General features: G+C 60.2%; 11 protein-coding genes. 3 read left to right on the top strand and 8 right to left on the bottom strand.

Going from position 1 to position 17305, the window contains the following annotated elements:
• Window positions 1–5: 5 nt before the first annotated feature.
• From NKF25_RS11915 to NKF25_RS11890, 6 genes are all read right to left on the bottom strand, one after another.
• A complete protein-coding gene (locus NKF25_RS11915; protein ID WP_253226885.1) occupies window positions 6–1166 on the bottom strand; it encodes a glycosyltransferase family 4 protein in 1161 nt (386 codons plus the stop codon).
• A gap of 13 nt (window positions 1167–1179) precedes the next feature.
• A complete protein-coding gene (locus NKF25_RS11910; RefSeq protein ID WP_253226884.1) occupies window positions 1180–2217 on the bottom strand; it encodes a DUF2304 family protein in 1038 nt (345 codons plus the stop codon).
• 200 nt (window positions 2218–2417) lie between these two features.
• Window positions 2418–4049 carry a sodium/phosphate symporter gene (locus NKF25_RS11905; RefSeq protein WP_253226883.1) on the bottom strand — a complete coding sequence of 544 codons (1632 nt, stop codon included), beginning with the start codon at window positions 4047–4049 and terminating at the stop codon, window positions 2418–2420.
• Complete coding sequence (locus NKF25_RS11900; protein ID WP_253226882.1) at window positions 4042–6978, bottom strand: FtsX-like permease family protein; 2937 nt, start codon at window positions 6976–6978, stop codon at window positions 4042–4044. Before NKF25_RS11900 ends, NKF25_RS11905 begins: the two co-directional genes overlap by 8 nt.
• Window positions 6979–7251: 273 nt before the next feature.
• Window positions 7252–8352, bottom strand: a complete 1101-nt coding sequence (locus tag NKF25_RS11895) for a DUF1616 domain-containing protein (RefSeq protein ID WP_253226881.1) — start codon at window positions 8350–8352, stop codon at window positions 7252–7254.
• 127 nt (window positions 8353–8479) lie between these two features.
• On the bottom strand, window positions 8480–10615 hold the full coding sequence (locus NKF25_RS11890; RefSeq protein ID WP_253226880.1) for a carboxypeptidase-like regulatory domain-containing protein: 2136 nt from the start codon (window positions 10613–10615) through the stop codon (window positions 8480–8482).
• Between the two features lie 130 nt (window positions 10616–10745).
• Between NKF25_RS11890 and NKF25_RS11885 the strand changes: the two genes are divergently transcribed.
• The 3 genes from NKF25_RS11885 to NKF25_RS11875 are packed head-to-tail and all read left to right on the top strand — an operon-like array spanning window position 10746 to window position 13584.
• A complete protein-coding gene (locus NKF25_RS11885; RefSeq protein WP_253226879.1) occupies window positions 10746–12218 on the top strand; it encodes a DUF58 domain-containing protein in 1473 nt (490 codons plus the stop codon).
• A 2-nt stretch (window positions 12219–12220) separates the two neighbouring features.
• The gene (locus tag NKF25_RS11880) at window positions 12221–12697 is read left to right on the top strand and encodes a hypothetical protein (RefSeq protein WP_253226878.1); all 477 of its coding nucleotides are present in this window, start codon (window positions 12221–12223) and stop codon (window positions 12695–12697) included.
• A complete protein-coding gene (locus NKF25_RS11875; RefSeq protein WP_253226877.1) occupies window positions 12694–13584 on the top strand; it encodes a hypothetical protein in 891 nt (296 codons plus the stop codon). The genes NKF25_RS11880 and NKF25_RS11875 overlap by 4 nt, the downstream gene beginning before the upstream one ends.
• Window positions 13585–13664: 80 nt before the next feature.
• On the opposite strand, the gene NKF25_RS11870 is transcribed toward NKF25_RS11875, so the two are convergent.
• Together NKF25_RS11870 and NKF25_RS11865 are read right to left on the bottom strand one after the other, a co-directional pair.
• Window positions 13665–14678 (bottom strand): MoxR family ATPase, encoded by a 1014-nt coding sequence (locus tag NKF25_RS11870; protein WP_253226876.1) that lies wholly within the window; start codon window positions 14676–14678, stop codon window positions 13665–13667.
• 126 nt (window positions 14679–14804) lie between these two features.
• The gene (locus NKF25_RS11865; protein WP_253226875.1) at window positions 14805–17060 is read right to left on the bottom strand and encodes an NADP-dependent malic enzyme; all 2256 of its coding nucleotides are present in this window, start codon (window positions 17058–17060) and stop codon (window positions 14805–14807) included.
• Window positions 17061–17305: the final 245 nt, after the last annotated feature.

Below are 17305 nucleotides of genomic sequence, written 5' to 3'. Positions count from 1 at the left end.
TTCACTTAGTCGTCCACGACGGAGTATACCTGTTTCGCGGTCTTTCCGACCTGTTGTAACGTGAAGTCGACTGCTCGGTTTTGGTTTTTGGTCCCGAGTTCCTGAAGCGAGGCGTCCGGTTGATCGAGCAACGTCACTAGCGTGTCGGCAAACACCTCCGCGTCAGTCGCGTCGACGAAACACGACTCGTCGTCCGGAACCAACGCCCTGAGGATGCGCAAGTCGTTCACGACCACGGGGGTCTCGGTTGCCATCGCTTCGAGTACCGCGATTCCGAACCCTTCCTGTCGTGACGGCAAGACGAATATCCGCGCTTCGTGTAGTAATCCTATCTTCCGCTGCTCGGAGACGAACCCGAGAAAGTCCACGTTTTCCGAAATCCCGTTCTCTTCGGCCTTTCGTTCGAGGGCCCGTTGCCGCGGTCCCGTACCGGCGATTGCGAGCGTCGTCTCCGGTCGTTCGTCGACGACGTTTTCCATCGCCTCTAACAGCAAGTCGATCCCTTTCCGATGGACGAGACGCGACACCACCAGCAGATCGTACTGTTTCGCATCCACGTCGTCGGGACTGGTACAGTACGACTCGTAGTTGATCCCGTTCGGGACGACGTGAATCTGTGTTGTCACACCGTACTCGTGGAGTTCTTGCTTCGTGAGTTCACGTGGAACGACGACGGCGGAGTACAAACCACTTCGAAGTAAGTTCTGTACAATCAGTTGAATGACGCCGATCGGAAGCGGATATTTCGAGAGGGCACTGCGGTCGTGAAACTCGTGCACGAGCGCCACGACTGGTATCGAAAAAACCCTCGCGACCGGTGCCACCAAGGTCGGATGCGGCGTGTAACTGTCGACGATAACGTCGATTTCGTCGGTCCACATGATCCAGAGCAGGAGGGGGAACGACACGAACGGAAACAACGACCGGGAGAGATAGAAGTAGAGGGTCGTGAATCGGGACAGAGCGTCGGGGACGCATTTGATCGTTCGAATGGAGACGCCGTCCACCTCCCGCTTCGCAGGGAGCGTCGGGTCGGTTCGACTTGCGATGATTCGAACGTCCGCTCCCGAGTCGGCGATCACGGTCGCCTCGTCGAACAAGCGACGGTCGCCACCGCCACCATCTTCCGGGTCGGTATTGTTCAGGTACAGTATTGTTTGAGTCATAATTTCCTCCGTATTACCGAATCCACGTTATGAATATAGTTCGAAACAACCCGATAGCGTACCCAAGCTTCGGTTTCTTCGTCCGTCCTGCTTTTCGCTCCTCGACGGTGATCGGAATCTCTTCGATCCGAAGCCCGTTCTTTCGCGCTTCGATTATCAACTCGGGTGCGCTGAATCGCTCCTCGGTGAGCGTGAGCTTTTCCTCCACGGCTGTGCCTCGAATCGCGCGGTAGCCGTTCGTACAGTCGGTGATTTCGGCTTTCGTGAGCCGATTGATGAACCAGGTAAACCCTTGGATACCCGCTCGACGAACGGCGTTGTTCCCGGAATAGTCCGTGCCGAGTCGTCGGGACCCCATCACGTAGTCCGCCCTGTCTTCGATGATAGGGGTGACGAGACGCTCCAGTTCGTCCGCGGGGTGTTGACCGTCGCCATCCATCGTAACGACGATGTCCGCACCCCGTTTCGATGCCACCCTGAAACCGGTCCGTAGCGCACCACCTTGTCCCTGATTGAGTGGATGTTCGACGACGGTCGTTCCGTTTATGTCCGCCTGTCTGGCGGTACTATCCGCCGAACCGTCGGAAACGACGATGGCTTCCACCGAGTAACCCCGGATCGATTCCGGAAGGGATTGCAGCACCGGTTGGATCGTGTCCTCTTCGTTGTATGCGGGGATGACGATGGAAATCGTGTTGTAACCGCCATCCGACTGTACGCCCTCCGCCGAAACTTGATCGACGGAAAGGTTACGTACTAGGTTTGAGATCTCCCGTTTGTTTTCCCGACTCAACTTCACGACGTAGAACAGGATTCCGATGAACGCGACGTTCGAAACCAGCGAAATCGTAATAAACCGATTCTCGATGTTCAGCACGTTCCCGATGACGTCGTACATATTCGGGGAAACAGCGATCGTGAACAGTCCCGCCGCCACCACGAGACTGATCGTAAGTTCCGATTTTACGAACTGAGTCCTGTACCGTTCGAATCCCCATCCGACGACGAGAACGGCGAGAACGACGAGCAGTACCGAAAGAGTAGCATTCATCCATCTCCCCCCATAAAACGCTCTGTCGTAATCAGAACATATCCCTGATCCGTACTCATTGATTCATACACGTTTACTATGGTATTAACTGCCCTAATAATAAAGGTATCCTCGTCATCCAATTACAATTGAGGATGAACCAGGGGAAGGATGGAGACGCGATACGATGTTCGAAATCGTTCGTGCTCTCGTACCTGACGTCAACAACGGCCGTTGGTGTTCCCCCTCGAAACGGAGTATACGACCGGGTCCCTGCCGCTCACGGAGTAGACCACGTTTCGTCGGTCGTTGAATCGGTCGTATTCGGTGGCACTGATATGCGCTGGAGATCCGGGAAACAGTTGCACCCCGACCGATGACCACGACCGCCGGGAAACGACTGGGCAACTCGGCTCCGCCCCACTTCCGCGTAGCCATTCGTAGACGCCTCGTTGGGTCACGTTGTTTCCGGTTCGTTCCGGATAGTACCGCGAGGCCAATCTCGTCATGTGACCGTCTCCCGTCCACTGGTCGGCGTATGTGGACGCGAATGTGGCGGTCTCCATCTCCGGTTTCGTCACCAACGGCTGTGCCGAAGTCGCCCGTAATCCGCTGTACGCGAGCGGTGCGCTGATCACCGAACAGACGATGACGATGACCGCGAGCACTACTTTGAGACGGTCAGTTCGACGACGGAGGCCCACTGCGACCGTCCCCAGTCCAGCGAGGATCGCGAACGGGAGATGGACGAACGTCTGGGTTCGCACCGCGAGCGCCTGGTACTCCGGAGTAAGCCCGCCGGTCAACGCGAATCCGATGAGCGAGAGCGAAGCGAGAAGCATCGCTACCACGGCGTAACCGTCGATCCCCTCCCGGATGGAAAGCGGCGTTCCGCGGGCCGCAACGATCCCGATTGCAGCGATGGAGAGGACGAAAACCATGGTGAGTACCCTCGTCGAAGCGGTTCCGGGAAATATCGGGAGGAAGTAGTTTCCGACGACGAGGCCAGCACCACCGAAGAGGATCAGCGTTGGAACGCCTCGTTGTAATCGCGGATCGATGGAAGGGAGCCAGAGCGTTAGCACGACGAGGACGATGATCCACGCCGCGAAGAGTCCCAGGGCGGAGGAAACACGAGCGTCCGGTAATCCCGCGGTCGTGTAGTAGAGTCCGGTGTACACCCCGAATCCGACGATGAGAGCACCAGCGGCCACGTTCGGCCCGCTCTCGGAGCGTTTGAGGAACAGCGCCAGCAACGAGATAGCGCTGAGAACGCCGACTATCGTACTGAGATTGTGGGTGAGCGGGAGGATGAAGAAGATCGATCCGGTGAGGACGTACCACGCCGGGCGATTGGTCCACAGGGCATACCCGAAGACGAAAACGCCCATGATGACGAAGACGTGACCCATCCCCTCGCTGCTCACCGCTGCTGACCGACCGAGAAAGATTCCGTCCGTGGCCAGCACCAACCCGGCCACCGCCGCCGCCGTTCGGACATCCGAGCGTGGCCATCGAAGCCGTCTCCCCACCCGTCGCGTCAAAACGACGACGAAGAGGCACGAAATCGCACCGATACTCGCCGTGAGATATTGTGCGATGTAGAGCGGGGGAATCCCCGTTATCCGACTCGTGATCGCGAACAGCGTCGTAAACGCGTACTCGTCCGATTGAACGCCGCCATGGGACAACGGGACGTGTCCGGTTGCCAGCGTCTCCCGGACGAGCACGGCGAAATGGAACCCGTCCAGGTTGAACGGCAAGGGACTCCAGTAAAGCGGAACCAACCGAACCGACAACGCCACGAGAAGGACGGCGACGCTGACCAGAACGAAGGAACGACGGTTACTCATCGAAATCACCTCTCGAAGTCGTTTTCATCCCTCGAACACCGTCGCTTCTCATCAACGTCGTCGGCTGACGAACCAGGTACATTCCGACGACGATACCCGCGCTCACGAGAACGATTCCGAGTCCACCGACGAGACTACCGACCACCACGCTCGGCGATACCGTCGGCGTGATCCGAACGCCGTACACGACGAGGACGTTTAGCCTGGCTAGCAGTACGGTTGCGACGACCCCGAGAAGCGACGCGCTACCGATCGCAATCGCACCGATCACGACGGCATCGGCTACGATCAACCGGAATACGCGGGTCGGCGACGCCCCTGTGGCCCTGTATATCCCGACCGCTCGTTGGCGAGCGTGCACGGCTTGCGCGAAGACGGCCGTCGTGCTTCCGACGGTCATCATCCCCGCGAGTACGACCAGGACGCCCAGTAGCACTTGGAGGTTTCCGAACACCGTGTTCAACGCTTGTGAAATTCCGGTACCACCCGTCCGTTTACCGCTGCTCGCATAGGCGGCGACGAGTCGTTCGTCGCCGCTGACCGTATACGCCGTCGTCGCCAAGCGATGACCCTCCGAAAGCACGTCCGCCGAATAGGTACCCGGGGATTGCCGTCCGATCGTAAACACCGTCGTCCTCGACGAGCCAGGTTCGACCGACACCGTGTGTCCCGCGTCCGCTGAAACCCCGGATAGCCGAATCCGACGTTCGAGCGTCGTGTTCCACGGATTGTACAGTCGCACGCGGGCCTCGGTTCGCGATAGCATACTCGGCGTCCGTGGGTGAAGCCGAACGTCGGCCGTCAGCGTCCTCCTCGCTGATTTCCTCGTTCGAACCGTTCTCGAGGTCGTTCGGTTCTTCGTCGTTACACGAACGGTGTGATTCCCCGCCGAACCGAGCGGTAGACGCACGCTTCCATCGTGTCCGGTTCGAACTGTGTCGTTCGCAACGCGAATCGTCGCGTTCGGTACCGGGTCGCCGTCCATCGTCGTGACGGTGACCAGCGGGCTGCTATGTGGTGGTGCCGTATTCGGTAATCCTTGCATCTGAATGGAATCCTCTGCGGTGACAGCGACCGTCCGCGTATACCGCCCCACGTGGATCGTCGTCCGTCCGTGACCCGGTGACGGTAGCTTGGTCGTCACCGCCCGTTGTTGGCCGGGATCGAGCGTTATGGGGACCGTCTTCGTGGAGTTCCCGAACCCAACCGAGACGTCGCGGGTCGCCTTTTCCGAACCGAAATTCCGAGCCCGTATCGTGACCGGGACGCTGGTGTTCTCACTGACTCGATTCGGTACGGAGACGCCGACGACGTCGACGGACGGACGGGTAGCGTCGTGTTTCAGCTTCGCTCCCGTTCGGATGATATTGACGGTCCCCTTCTCCCTTCCCGATAGTTGTTGTCCGACGGACAACGAAACGAGTAGTTGGTCGTCGTACGGACCTGCGGCGGAGTACACGCCGACGACACGAACCATCTCCAGTCCGGATTGGGTACTGCCCCCGAGCGGTACGCGATCACCGATTTCGATCCCCGATGTCCGCGCCAGGTCGGCACCGATCACCGCCTCGTTCGACGCGTTTGGACGCCGACCGCGTTCGAGTGTCGCGTTCGAAACCGCTTCGAAGGCCGAGTAGTTCGCGCCGCGGGCGAGAAACGGTTGTCCGTTTCGCACGGTGAAAAGGAGGATTTCCGGACTCGCGGGGATACCTTGTGCACGCAGGGCATCGGCGTACTGTATCGGAACTTCGCTCGCTATCGGATGGATCGCTCCCGGTTCCGTCACCGTCGTGCCCTGTGTCGTCACGAGCGGCCCCACGACGCCCGCCAGCGACGAGACGAGCACCACGACGACCGCAAATACCGTCAGCGTCGCAACGCTCGGGGCCAGTGCACGCCAATCGAGCAACCGGAGGGAAACGAATCGGCGAAGCCCACGCTTCGAACCCGCCCGGGGTCCTCCCCGTCCCATCGTCTCCGTTAGCCGTCCAGGCGGCCGATCGATGGTCGGCCATACCGCGATTCCACCAGCAACGACCCCGACGAGGATCGTCGCGACGTACATCGGGAGCAGGACCCCGAGGACACGCTCGGTAACCGAAACAGAGAGCGACGTCGGCAGTCCGGCGAAGACGGCCACATCGACCGCGACGTGCGGGAGGATGACGCCGATCGCGTATCCGAGTACCACCCCGGCCGTCGTCAGACCCCCGGCACGAAGCGCAAACGATCGAACCACGGTGAACGGATCGCCCCCGGTCGACCGCACGACGCGAATCGCCTGCAATCGGTCACTGACGGTCATGCGTGTCACGCTAAAAACGGTCGTCCCGACCAGAATCGCACTCCCGACGACGGTCAGTCCCAAGACGGTCAGTAACTGCCGTGTTCCGGCGACGAAAAACGCCAGTGCGGAACGCAGCGTGACGCCCCGTTCCGGGATGCCCGATCCGGATGTTCCACCCGCGGGTGTGATCACGAACGCACCGGTCGAACCGAGCCGTTTTACGAGCGAAGGGTGGGTTACGTACCAGTCCGGCGGGAAGAACTGGTGTGTTGACCCTCTCGGCGTAACCTCGACGGCCAGTTTCGATCGTGACCCGATAAGCCGCTGTCGTCCGGCCGACGATTTCACTCCACTCGTCACCCCGGTTTCCGGTGGGGGTGGAATGGATATCGAAGTGCCTGCTCGAAACGACCGTACTCGTTGCGGCGGGACGCCGACGACATATCGCGAGTCACCGTTCGGAAGGGTTACCGCTGCAACCGGGGCTACGAGCGACGTGTCTCCTGCATTCGATCGTGCGGCCGATACGGAATCGTAATATTTCGCCGTTCCGTCGCTGCTGTATCCTTTTGCGATCGTCGTCGTCTGCGTACTGGCCGCGGTGATGATCAGCGTCGTCCCGGTCAGAAACCCGATCGTCACCGCGATTACTACGATCGCTAAGATATCCCGTCGTGACCATCGCGTTATCAATATGTGTCGATATCCCATGGAGTCTCCATCGAACTGGAACGTCCCGTGATCGTATCGGTACCGGGGCGTTTGCTGTCCCCTCCATCCGATCACGGTGGTTCCGACGCACGGAGGGACTTCCATTTATTTATGGATTGTTCATCACTAAAAACTTCTCCCGGTCGGGTAGCAATGGACTTCCTCCTGTCGTTCGAGCGACCCCGAACGACGGTACCGGCTCGATTATTCCGACCCGTTTCCGCCGGTCACGTTGATCCAGAGGTGAAGCTCACGATACGCGTTATCCGCCGTCGGGTTTTTCGGTGGATTGCCTTTGTACACCAGGAACGTCAACCGGAGTCGAGTTCCGGTCATCGGTGGCGCGACCCGATACGTCGTTCGCCACGTTCCGTTCCGCTCGACGTTCGCGTGCAAGCGTTGTAGCTCTCGCTGATCGTGAATCGTCGTCTCTGTCGCCACTCCGCTCTCGTTGGCGTTCGTTCGGGATCGCCGTTCGTGGGTCCCCATCGTCACGTTCTGTAACAACACGACGACCGTGTACCTCTCGTGGCGATGTTCGTGATTACCGATACCGACGACAACCGGTTTACGCTCCCCCTGCGTGAAATTCGTCGGATAGTCGTCGGCGACCAGTTTGCCGTCATCGTTCTTCGTCAACAGATACACCTCGGTGAACGACTCTCCCTGTTTGGGAACTCCGATGGCGTAGGTCGCGCCCGCCGCGGCGAGCAGAATACACAGGACGAGGGCGACGTTCAACAGTTTGTCGGCGCGCGTCTCCGGGTCGAACAGTTCGTCCCGTGCGTCCTCGACCCACGTTCGGTACGGAACCGAAAACCGCTCCTCCTCGGGAAGGTCCCGTCGTCGAACGACCGCGACGAGGGTCGCACCGAGCGTGAAGGCGCTGATACTCAGGAGGAGGGGGACGAGTCGAATCCCCCACGGTGTGAAGTTCAACCCCAACCCGATGAGCGGGACGAGTACGATGCTCATTCCGAACGATATCGCCACCCGCTCGACGCCATCGATACCGCCGCTGAACCGCCACCGCCCCGTATCCGCGTCCCCTTCCTCGTTCTCTCCGTCCTCGTCGGTGACGGTGGGCGTCCCGGCTTCGGGGAACAATGCGGCGACGAACGCGTAACCCGGCGGGAAGAGGACGAACGGAAATCCGAGAACGACCCGAATCGGTGTCTCGTTGAGCCCCGGAACGAGAACGACGGTGCAGGTTACGATAACGAAACAGATAATCGCAGCTAGATCTGCGGGCAAACGGCGAACTGGGGCGGGAAGGAGAAGCCACGGATCGAACTCTGAGGCCATTCATTTCCTTGTGCAACCCTCATCATTAAAAACTCCCCGGCTCAGACGACAACCACCCCGACGGCGGACCGCGATCCCGGGATGGTCCGACGAGGACCGATCGCGAACGTGTCCGACGGCCGTCCGCTCAGTCCTCCCCGACGAGCGACGTGACCGAATCGAGGACGGATGTCGCCATCTCGCGGCTCACTCGCCTCGTGGTAAAGACCGCGTACTCGTATCGTTCGGTCACGTCTGCGATCGTGGACACCGTCTCGTCCGATAGATCGGCCTCGCGGCACGCGTTGTAAAACTCCCAGTGAGTGGACGTCGGGGTCGAAATCGCCGAGCCGAGTCGGTATCGGGTCGCGGAGTACGCCAACTCGACGGCTCGATCGTATTCATCGGACTCGAACGCCGCCCGCGCCCGGTCGAGGAGTGTACCTGTCATCGCCGTGGACTCCGAACTGTCGGCGGTTGACGTCGTTTCCGCCGGTGAATCGGTCTCTGCTGCCGGACCGATACCGTCCGTCGTCGCCGTATCGCCGTCGCCGCCCGTTCTACGCCGAACCTCGTCGACGATCCCGGATTGCCACAGCAGCAGACTCCCGATTCCCACGAGCACGATACCGATGAGCCATCTGATCACCGTGTGATCGTCCGAGTGACCGCCGGGAGCGAGCACGAGTGCCGTCGTCGCTCGTGCCGATCGGAGGTTCGATCCCTTTCCGTCGAACGTCGCGACGACCTTCGTCCCGTTGTGATTCGTGAGGGCTTTCGATGGGAGTCGAAGCATCGTCCGGTATGTTCCGTTCGCGTTCGTCTGGACGGTTTTGACCGTCGTTCCACCGACCAAAATCGCCACGGGTTGGTTTTCTATCGGCGTTCCATCGGCCGCGCGCAACTTCCCAGTGAGTTTGACCCTTCGTTTTTCGCCCTTGGAACCGGTCCCATTCTGATTCCCCATCGGCGTCCCCGAGAGCGTGAGGTTCGTCGCCGTCGACTCGATAGTGATCGGTTTCCGTTTCGACGAAGCTGCGAGGGCCTTGTGTTGGAGCGGTATCGTGACCCGAACCGTTTGCGACCCGGGAGGCACCGTTGCCGGAACTCGTCGATGGAACGAGAACGTCCCGCCCGTCGTCGTGTTAGTCGTCCCGATCTGCGTCCCACCGATGAAGATCGCAACCGGGACGTTAACGGCGGGGACGGACTTCGAACGGACCTTTCCCGATACAGTTACCGTCTCGTTGTACCGTGTCCGACGTGTGTGTTTCGAGATCGTAACCGCCGATGGGACCTGTGAGACGTTCGCTCGAACGGTCGTATTCGAGCCGAGATAGATCGAACTGCCGGATGGCTGATAGTCGATTCGAAACGGCTGCGTACCGAGCGGAAGCACGGTCGGTCGTCCGACAACCGTGAACGTCCCGTTATCGTCCGTCTGAACGCGTATCGTCCGATTGTCTCCCATGTGGAGTCGGATCGATCGATTGCCGATTCCCGTTCCGTTTGCATCCGTTAGCCGTCCGGAGATCCTGAGTGGGTCGTGAAACGACACGGACGGAGACTCCACCGTCGCCGTCAGGTTCGTCGCGATGAACTCCTCCTTGCGGACCGCTGCTTGTTCCTTGCTGATGTTCCGCGTGACGTTGCGAACCGTTCGAATTTCGTCCGTCGTATCGATATTCGAATCGTTGGAAAGCCGACCGTAGTTCGAAGTGAGATCATCGCTCGACTGGCTGATGTTCTTCTGAATCCGGTCGAGGCGTCGAGCGAGATGTCGTGCTTTCCGGTCGTTTCCGTTCCGTTTCGCCTGCTCGTAGCGGTCGTGTAGCTTGCGGTACCGCTGGACGCGCGAAACATATTTATCTTGACTTTTCTGCGTGCTGTTCAGTGTTTTTGCGGTCTTGTCGTCTCGGTGTCCGTCCGTCTCCCCCGCCACGTCGACGTACTTGTCCAACGTGTCATCGTACTGATCACCTAACACGGATCGTGCTCTTTGGTACTCCCCCTGTTTGAGGTGGACGACGCTCCTGCCGAGTTGCGACGAAAGCTGACCGACCAGCCATTTTTCGAGTGCGGACGAATCCTGATCAGACTTCACGTCGTCGGGATTTTCCTGGTGAACGGTGGAGTTGTTCCCCGTGCGCGTCGGGGTACCCCTTTGCTCCGGATGGGACGTGATACTCGCCGCATCGGTCGTCGAGGGTGCGACGCCTTGCGTGGGCAACGCTATCACTGAGAGGAGGACGAGGAGGCTGACGAACACTACGAACCGGGACACAACTATATCGTCTCCGTCATCCGTGAAAATACTTCGTCCCGTATAATGATTTATCTACTTCATTAGGAAACATTTCCTATCACCTTTCCGAATAAATACATTCAATTGGGAGGGTCAAGTTGTGACGTGTATGGAGGTGACGCGGCGATACGAAGTCGGAGTGGTTCTCGGTTGTCTGCTCGCGGGCGGAGCGTGGCTCCTCCACGAACCGCTCTTCCTTCTGGGTACCGCCGGTATCGGTGCGTTCCTGCTCGTCCAGCAGTATCGGTTCACACGTGACGTTCTTCGGACGACCGACTCGCTCACGCTCACACAATCGGCGTCCCACGACCGCGTGATCACCGACGAGGATACCTCGATAGTTATACGGGCGACGCTTCCCACCACGTCATCGCTCGTAGTAACGGTCGAAGCTCGACCACCGATTTCGGCAACCACCCTCGAACCGGAGCGCCAGCGACTCGAACTCGGCCCCGGTGAACGGGACGGAACGACGACTTTCACGCTCGATTGGCCGGTTGCGGGACGTTTCGAATGTGCTCCACCGATGATCACGCTCGCTGATCAAGCGGGTCTGTTTCGCTCGGAGGTTCCGATGGGACCGACCGCGACCGTTACGGTCGTCCCACGACGCCCGCGGAACCTCCACGTCGGAGCCGGTGGTGACCGAATGCCGACCGCGTTCGGGGAACGCGAGACGCGTAGTCGGGGGAGCGGTCTCGACCCGGCCGATATTCGGCAGTACGTACCGGGTGATACGGCACGGAGAATCGATTGGAAAGCGACGGCTCGGAGTAACGGCCTCTATGTGCGCGAATTCGATGCCGAGACCGACGTATCGACGATTCTCGTCGTGGATCATCGATCCCCGATGACGATGGGCGTCCCGGGAGGAACGAAACTCGACTACGTTCGACACGTCGCCCTCGCGTACGCCGACCACGCCCGATCGAATACGGAGTCGGTCGCACTGTACACCGTCGGCGATTCGGGCATCACTAACGTGTACCAACCGGAAGCGAGTTCGCGACACTACGCCCAAATCGAGACGCAGATACACGATCTCCAACCGACGGCCGATACCGATCCGAACGATGCGGCGAAATCGGACGCACGATCCGGCCGACAGGAACGTGGGACGCGAGGATCGAATGACCTGGCGAGCCGCCTCGAAACCGACGGGTCGGCGTTCGGCAGGAACCTTCTGCCGTTTCTGTCCGACTCGCAGCGGTATGTCCAACACGTCGAAGACGATCCGCTGTACACCACGGCCCGAACTTATCTCCGCTCGATCCGGGGGTCGTCTATCACCGTCTTCTTCACCGACGACACGAATCGGACGGAGATCAGGAAAGCCGTCAAGGCGGCTCGTCAGCGATCGGAACACGTTCTGGTATTCCTCGTTCCCACGGTGTTGTTCGAACGTGGGACGCTCCACACCGTCGACACGGCGTACGATCGATACGTCGATTTCGAGGATTTCCGTCGCGGTCTCGATCGAATCGGCGGGGTCTCCGCGTTCGAAGTCGGACCGTCGGATCGAATCGACGCGATTCTGGCGACCACGCGACAAACGAATCGACGGACAGCGAGGAGACACTAACGATGCAAATGAAAGAGCTGACGATCCGAAGAGAACCGCTCACGTGGATCGGCGGTGTCGGAGCGTTTCTCGTGGCGACCGTCGGTACCGTTGCGATGGGACTGTCCGGTCTCATCTTCGGTATCGTATTTCTCCTGGTGTGGTACGCGGTCCCGACGCTGTACACCGTCGCATTCGGCCAACTCGTCGTTGTCGCCCTGTTCGCCGATACGGTCGGTGTCCGATATCTCGTCCCGCTAGAACTCGGTCTCCTCGTCGTTCTCGCCGGATCGGCCGCGACCCTCGACCATCCGCGTTGGCGAGCCCTCGCTACGAGCGGTCTGGCAGTCGGACTCGGGGCTGCAACGCTAGCCAGCTATCGCTGGACCGGCGACTACTGGTTGGCGATCGGAGTCGTCGTGATTACGTTCGCCCTCGCCGCGTACGGGATGCATCGGTACGAATGCGTCAAACTCGGACTCGTAGAGGATATCCCATGAGTGAGAACCCCGCACCATCGACGGTAAAGACGGACGACCGACGAACGGATTCGGAGCACGAGACGGCCGACGACTCCGCCGTCCGACTCGAACTACTCGCGGAGGAAAACCGCCACCTACGCGCCGAATATCGCCGTGCTCGCCGAGCGAATTATCGACGAACCGCGCTCGGGATGGTCGGAGTCGGGGCGCTCTCCGGACTCGATGCCCTGCTGTTTCCGGCGTCACGAACCGTCTTCGTGGCGCTGGCCGGAACCGGGTTGTTTGCGGCCGTCCTCACGTACTTCCTCACGCCGGAGCAGTTCGTCTCGGCCTCGGTCGGGGAGCGAACGTACGCCGCACACGCTGCGACCGGTGCCGAACTCGTCGAGACGCTCGGTCTTACGGGGACGGAAATCTACCTTCCGACGGGTGAGACGGCGGGTCCGGACGCGGGAGTTCGGCTGTTCGTTCCGCATCACCACGAGTACGCTCTCCCCACTCCGGACGATCTCTCATCACCGTTCGTCGTAACGGACGACGAGCGTGAACGAGGGATGTCCATGCCATCGACGGGATCCGAGTTGTTCGTCGAGTTCGAATCGATGATCGACGACACCGCGGATCGACTCCCCGACCTCGCCGATCAACTCGCCGACACGCTCGTCGAGGGGTTCGAAATGGTCGAGGGCGCGACGACGGACGTAGAAGCCGAGGACGGCCAAGTCACCGTCGGCATCGACGGCAGTCGATACGGTCCCGTCGATCGCTTCGACCATCCCGTCGCGTCGTTCATCGCGGTTGGGCTAGCGCGGGAGATGGACCGCCCCGTCCTGCTCGATTGCACGACGAGTGAGGACGATCGGGTCGATTATCTCATCACCTGTTCGCTGCTCGATCGCGAATGATCGGTCTCGCGATCCGAAGAAACGATGACGGGTCGAACGTTCAGAAGAGCGCCACAGCGTGAAGGATAGGGGATTCGAGTTCAGTCGTCGTTCGACGGGTCCGGGCGTCCACCGTCGCTCGAAGCGGACACCTCGGCGGTATCGGGTGCGGTCACGCCGTTCGGTGGTTCGATACTGTCCAGCAACTCGTCGATGATTTCGACGGGTGACCTATCGCTCAACTCCGCCTCCGTACTCAAGACGAGACGGTGTCGCATCACGGCCACTACGACTTCCTTGACATCGTCCGGAATCACGTATTCCCGCCCGTGGATCGCTGCACGGGCTTTCGAGGTCCGTAGCAACGCGAGCGTCGCACGGGGCGACCCACCGTGTTCGAGATCCGAATGGGTTCGAGTCGAATCGACTATCGATTGGATGTATCGTTTGACCGGGTCGGCCACGTACACCGACTCTACCTGTTCCTGTGCTGTGAGGATATCGTCGAGATCGATGACCTGAGAGATATCGGTCGGATCGAGTTGTGGCGTCGCGTCGAATCGGTCGATGAGTTTCAACTCGTCCTCGGTCGACGGGATGCCGACCGTAAGTTTGCATTGGAATCGGTCGCGTTGGGCTTCCGGCAGTTCGTACGTCCCTTCCATCTCGATCGGGTTCTGCGTGGCGATGACCATGAACGGCGACGGCAACGAAAGGGTGTCCCCTTCGATCGTTACCGTCCGTTCCTGCATCCCTTCGAGGAGTGCGCTTTGCGTTTTCGGCGTGGCGCGGTTGATTTCGTCCGCGACCAGTAGATTGGTGAAGATCGGACCCCGCTGTAGTTCGAACTCACCCGTTCCCTCCCGATAGACGTGGGTTCCGGTAATGTCGGCCGGAAGGAGGTCGGGCGTCATCTGAATGCGTCTAAAGCCGAGACCGGTCGCTCGTGCGAACGAGTTCGCTATCGTCGTCTTCGCGACACCCGGAACGCCCTCCAAGAGGATATGCCCCCGCGTGAGGAGCGAGGTGGTGATCCCCTCCACGACGTCGTCACTGCCGATGAGAACGGCGTTCATTTCGTCAACCAGAGTAGAGTATAGGTCCTCGGGGTCCATCGTGGACAAAAATTGGCGCGCATTACGGATAAAACAACGGTTTCTTAGAGACAAAAACAACTCACGCGACGAATCCCTCGTCACTGGCCTTCCGGATGACCGTTTCGAGAAGACCCGTCCCTCTCGCTAGTTTTCCTGTGCTTCGACGATAGCGACGCTGGCGAGGTTGACGATGTCTTTGACGTCATCGCCGCGCTGGAGGATGTGCACGGGGTCGTCCATGCCGACGAGAATCGGTCCGACGGCGTCGGCACCGCCGAGACGCTGGAGGAGCTTGTAGACGATGTTCCCCGCTTCGAGGTTCGGGAACACGAGACAGTTCGCAGGTCCGTCGAGTTCCGAGAATCCGTACGTGTCGTCCAGTATTCCGTCGACGACTGCCGTATCGGCCTGCATTTCGCCGTCGACCTGAAACTCGACGGTCGGATCGTCGTGGAGTATCGACACTGCCTCACGGGGCTTTGCGGACCCCGCTGTCTGGACACTTCCGAAATCCGAGTATGAGAGGAGGGCTGCGCGGGGTTCCACGTCGAACCGGCGGGCGAGCGCCGCGACGTGACGGGTAATCTCGGCGAGTTCGTCGGCGCTCGGATCGAGGTTCACGGTCGCATCCGCGCAGAAGATCACCCTGTTCTTGAACGTGAGCATGTAGACACCGGCCACGTAGTCGGTATCGGGGGCGGTGCCGACGACTTCGAGCGGTGGACGGAGCGCGCTCGGATAGTGGTGGGCGAGGCCCGTGAGGAAGACGTCCGCATCACCCTGCTCGACCATGACGCTGCCGAAGTAATCGGGGTCGTGTTGGACGAGTTCGGTGGCTTCTCGGCGCGTGACGCCTTTTCGTTTCCGGAGATCGTAGAGCCTGTCGGCGTACCCGTCGTGACCACCGTCCTCGGGGTCGACGACCTCCGGATCGAAGTCGAGACCGAGGTCGATCGTCGTCGCTTCGACCTGTCGTTCGTCGCCGATGAGGACGGGGTCCGCGATTCCCTGTTCCTCCATCTGGGCGGCGGCGCGAATCATCTTCTCGTCCTCCCCGTCGCCGAGTGCGACGCGCTTCGGCTCGGTTTGGGCTTTGTTCAGGACGATGCGCATCATCTCGCGGCTCTTTCCGAGGCGGGCTTCGAGACTCTCTCTGTACTCTTCGAGGTCGACTTCGGTACGGGCGACGCCGGAGTCCATCGCGGCCTCGGCGACTGCGGGCGCAATTTCGAAGAGAACGCGGGGATCGAGCGGCTTCGGGATGATGTACTCGGGACCGAACTGAAGCGGTTGATCGCCGTACGCGTCCCGGACCTGATCCGGAACGTCCTTCTTCGCGAGGTCGGCGAGTGCCTCCGCGGCCGCGACCTTCATCTCCTCGTTGATTTCCGTCGCACGGGTGTCGAGGGCACCGCGGAAGAGGAACGGAAAGCCGAGGACGTTGTTCACCATGTTCGGGTAGTCCGAACGCCCCGTCGCCATGATGACGGTATCCTCTCGTGCATTCTTGGCCTCCACGTATCCGATTTCGGGGTCGGGGTTCGCCATCGCGAAGACGATCGGATCGTCGGCCATCGACCGCACCATGTCCTGACTCACGACTCCACCGACGGAGAGTCCAACGAAGACGTCCGCGTCCTCCATCGCGCTCGCGAGTTCGCCACCTTCGACGCCGCGGGCGAACGGTTCCGCATGCGGATTCAGGTCACCCGCTTGTGCGCGCTCCTCGGAGAGGATTCCGTCGATATCGCTCATCACGATGTTCTCGTGTGGGACGCCGAGCGAGACGTAGAATTTCGCGCACGAGACGGCGGCCGCACCGGCACCGGAGAAGACGATACGGAGATCATCGAGCGTTTTTCCCGTAATCTCGACGGCGTTCAGGAGCGCGGCACCGGAGATGATGGCGGTGCCGTGCTGGTCGTCGTGGAAGACCGGGATATCCATTTTCTCCCTGAGGCGGGTTTCGATCTCGAAACATTCGGGGGCCGCGATGTCTTCGAGGTTGATGCCGCCGAACGTCGGTTCCATCGCCGCGACACATCGAACGAACGCATCGATGTCCGATTCGTCGAGTTCCACGTCGAAGACGTCGATATCAGCGAAGCGCTTGAAGAGGACGCCTTTCCCCTCCATGACGGGCTTCGATGCCTGCGCACCGATGTCCCCGAGGCCGAGAACGGCTGAGCCGTTGGAGACGACGCCGACGAGGTTTCCTTTCGCCGTGTACTGGTACGCCTCGTTCTCGTTTTCGGCGATTCGACGACACGGTGCGGCCACTCCCGGTGAGTACGCGAGAGAGAGGTCTCGTTGTGTGTTCGTCGGCTTCGTCGTTGCTATCTCGAGTTTTCCGGCCGGTTCCTGCTCGTGATATTCGAGCGCGTCCTCGTCGACATCCATACGTGAACGCTCTGTTTTCGGAACGAAAAAACCACCGCGTCAACCGTCTGAGTGCAACGATCATGCAGTTTTGTGAAACGGGCATCTTCCGGGCGTGCTCGAAACCCTTACGACTCCTGATACTATCGCCGAACGCAGGACCCGAACGATGTCGGTAACCGTGCTGGCGGAGCACTATAGTGAACGAGATGGTGTTCGTTGGTTGTGTTCATTGCTGAACACAAATGGCGTCCGTCGACTGTTGT

Source organism: Haladaptatus sp. AB643, from assembly GCF_024136975.1.
Lineage (GTDB): Archaea > Halobacteriota > Halobacteria > Halobacteriales > Haladaptataceae > Haladaptatus.
Note: the sequence above shows the minus strand (reverse complement) of the source record. Positions and strands in the feature narration are given on the sequence as shown.

Bases quoted from the DNA above. Each gene is read 5' to 3' on its own strand.
- NKF25_RS11915 (WP_253226885.1), bottom strand. From the start codon at position 1,166: ATGACTCAAACAATACTGTACCTGAACAATACCGACCCGGAAGATGGT.
- NKF25_RS11910 (WP_253226884.1), bottom strand. From the start codon at position 2,217: ATGAATGCTACTCTTTCGGTACTGCTCGTCGTTCTCGCCGTTCTCGTC.
- NKF25_RS11905 (WP_253226883.1), bottom strand. From the start codon at position 4,049: ATGAGTAACCGTCGTTCCTTCGTTCTGGTCAGCGTCGCCGTCCTTCTC.
- NKF25_RS11895 (WP_253226881.1), bottom strand. From the start codon at position 8,352: ATGGCCTCAGAGTTCGATCCGTGGCTTCTCCTTCCCGCCCCAGTTCGC.
- NKF25_RS11885 (WP_253226879.1), top strand. From the start codon at position 10,746: ATGGAGGTGACGCGGCGATACGAAGTCGGAGTGGTTCTCGGTTGTCTG.
- NKF25_RS11880 (WP_253226878.1), top strand. From the start codon at position 12,221: ATGCAAATGAAAGAGCTGACGATCCGAAGAGAACCGCTCACGTGGATC.
- NKF25_RS11875 (WP_253226877.1), top strand. From the start codon at position 12,694: ATGAGTGAGAACCCCGCACCATCGACGGTAAAGACGGACGACCGACGA.
- NKF25_RS11870 (WP_253226876.1), bottom strand. From the start codon at position 14,678: ATGGACCCCGAGGACCTATACTCTACTCTGGTTGACGAAATGAACGCC.
- NKF25_RS11865 (WP_253226875.1), bottom strand. From the start codon at position 17,060: ATGGATGTCGACGAGGACGCGCTCGAATATCACGAGCAGGAACCGGCC.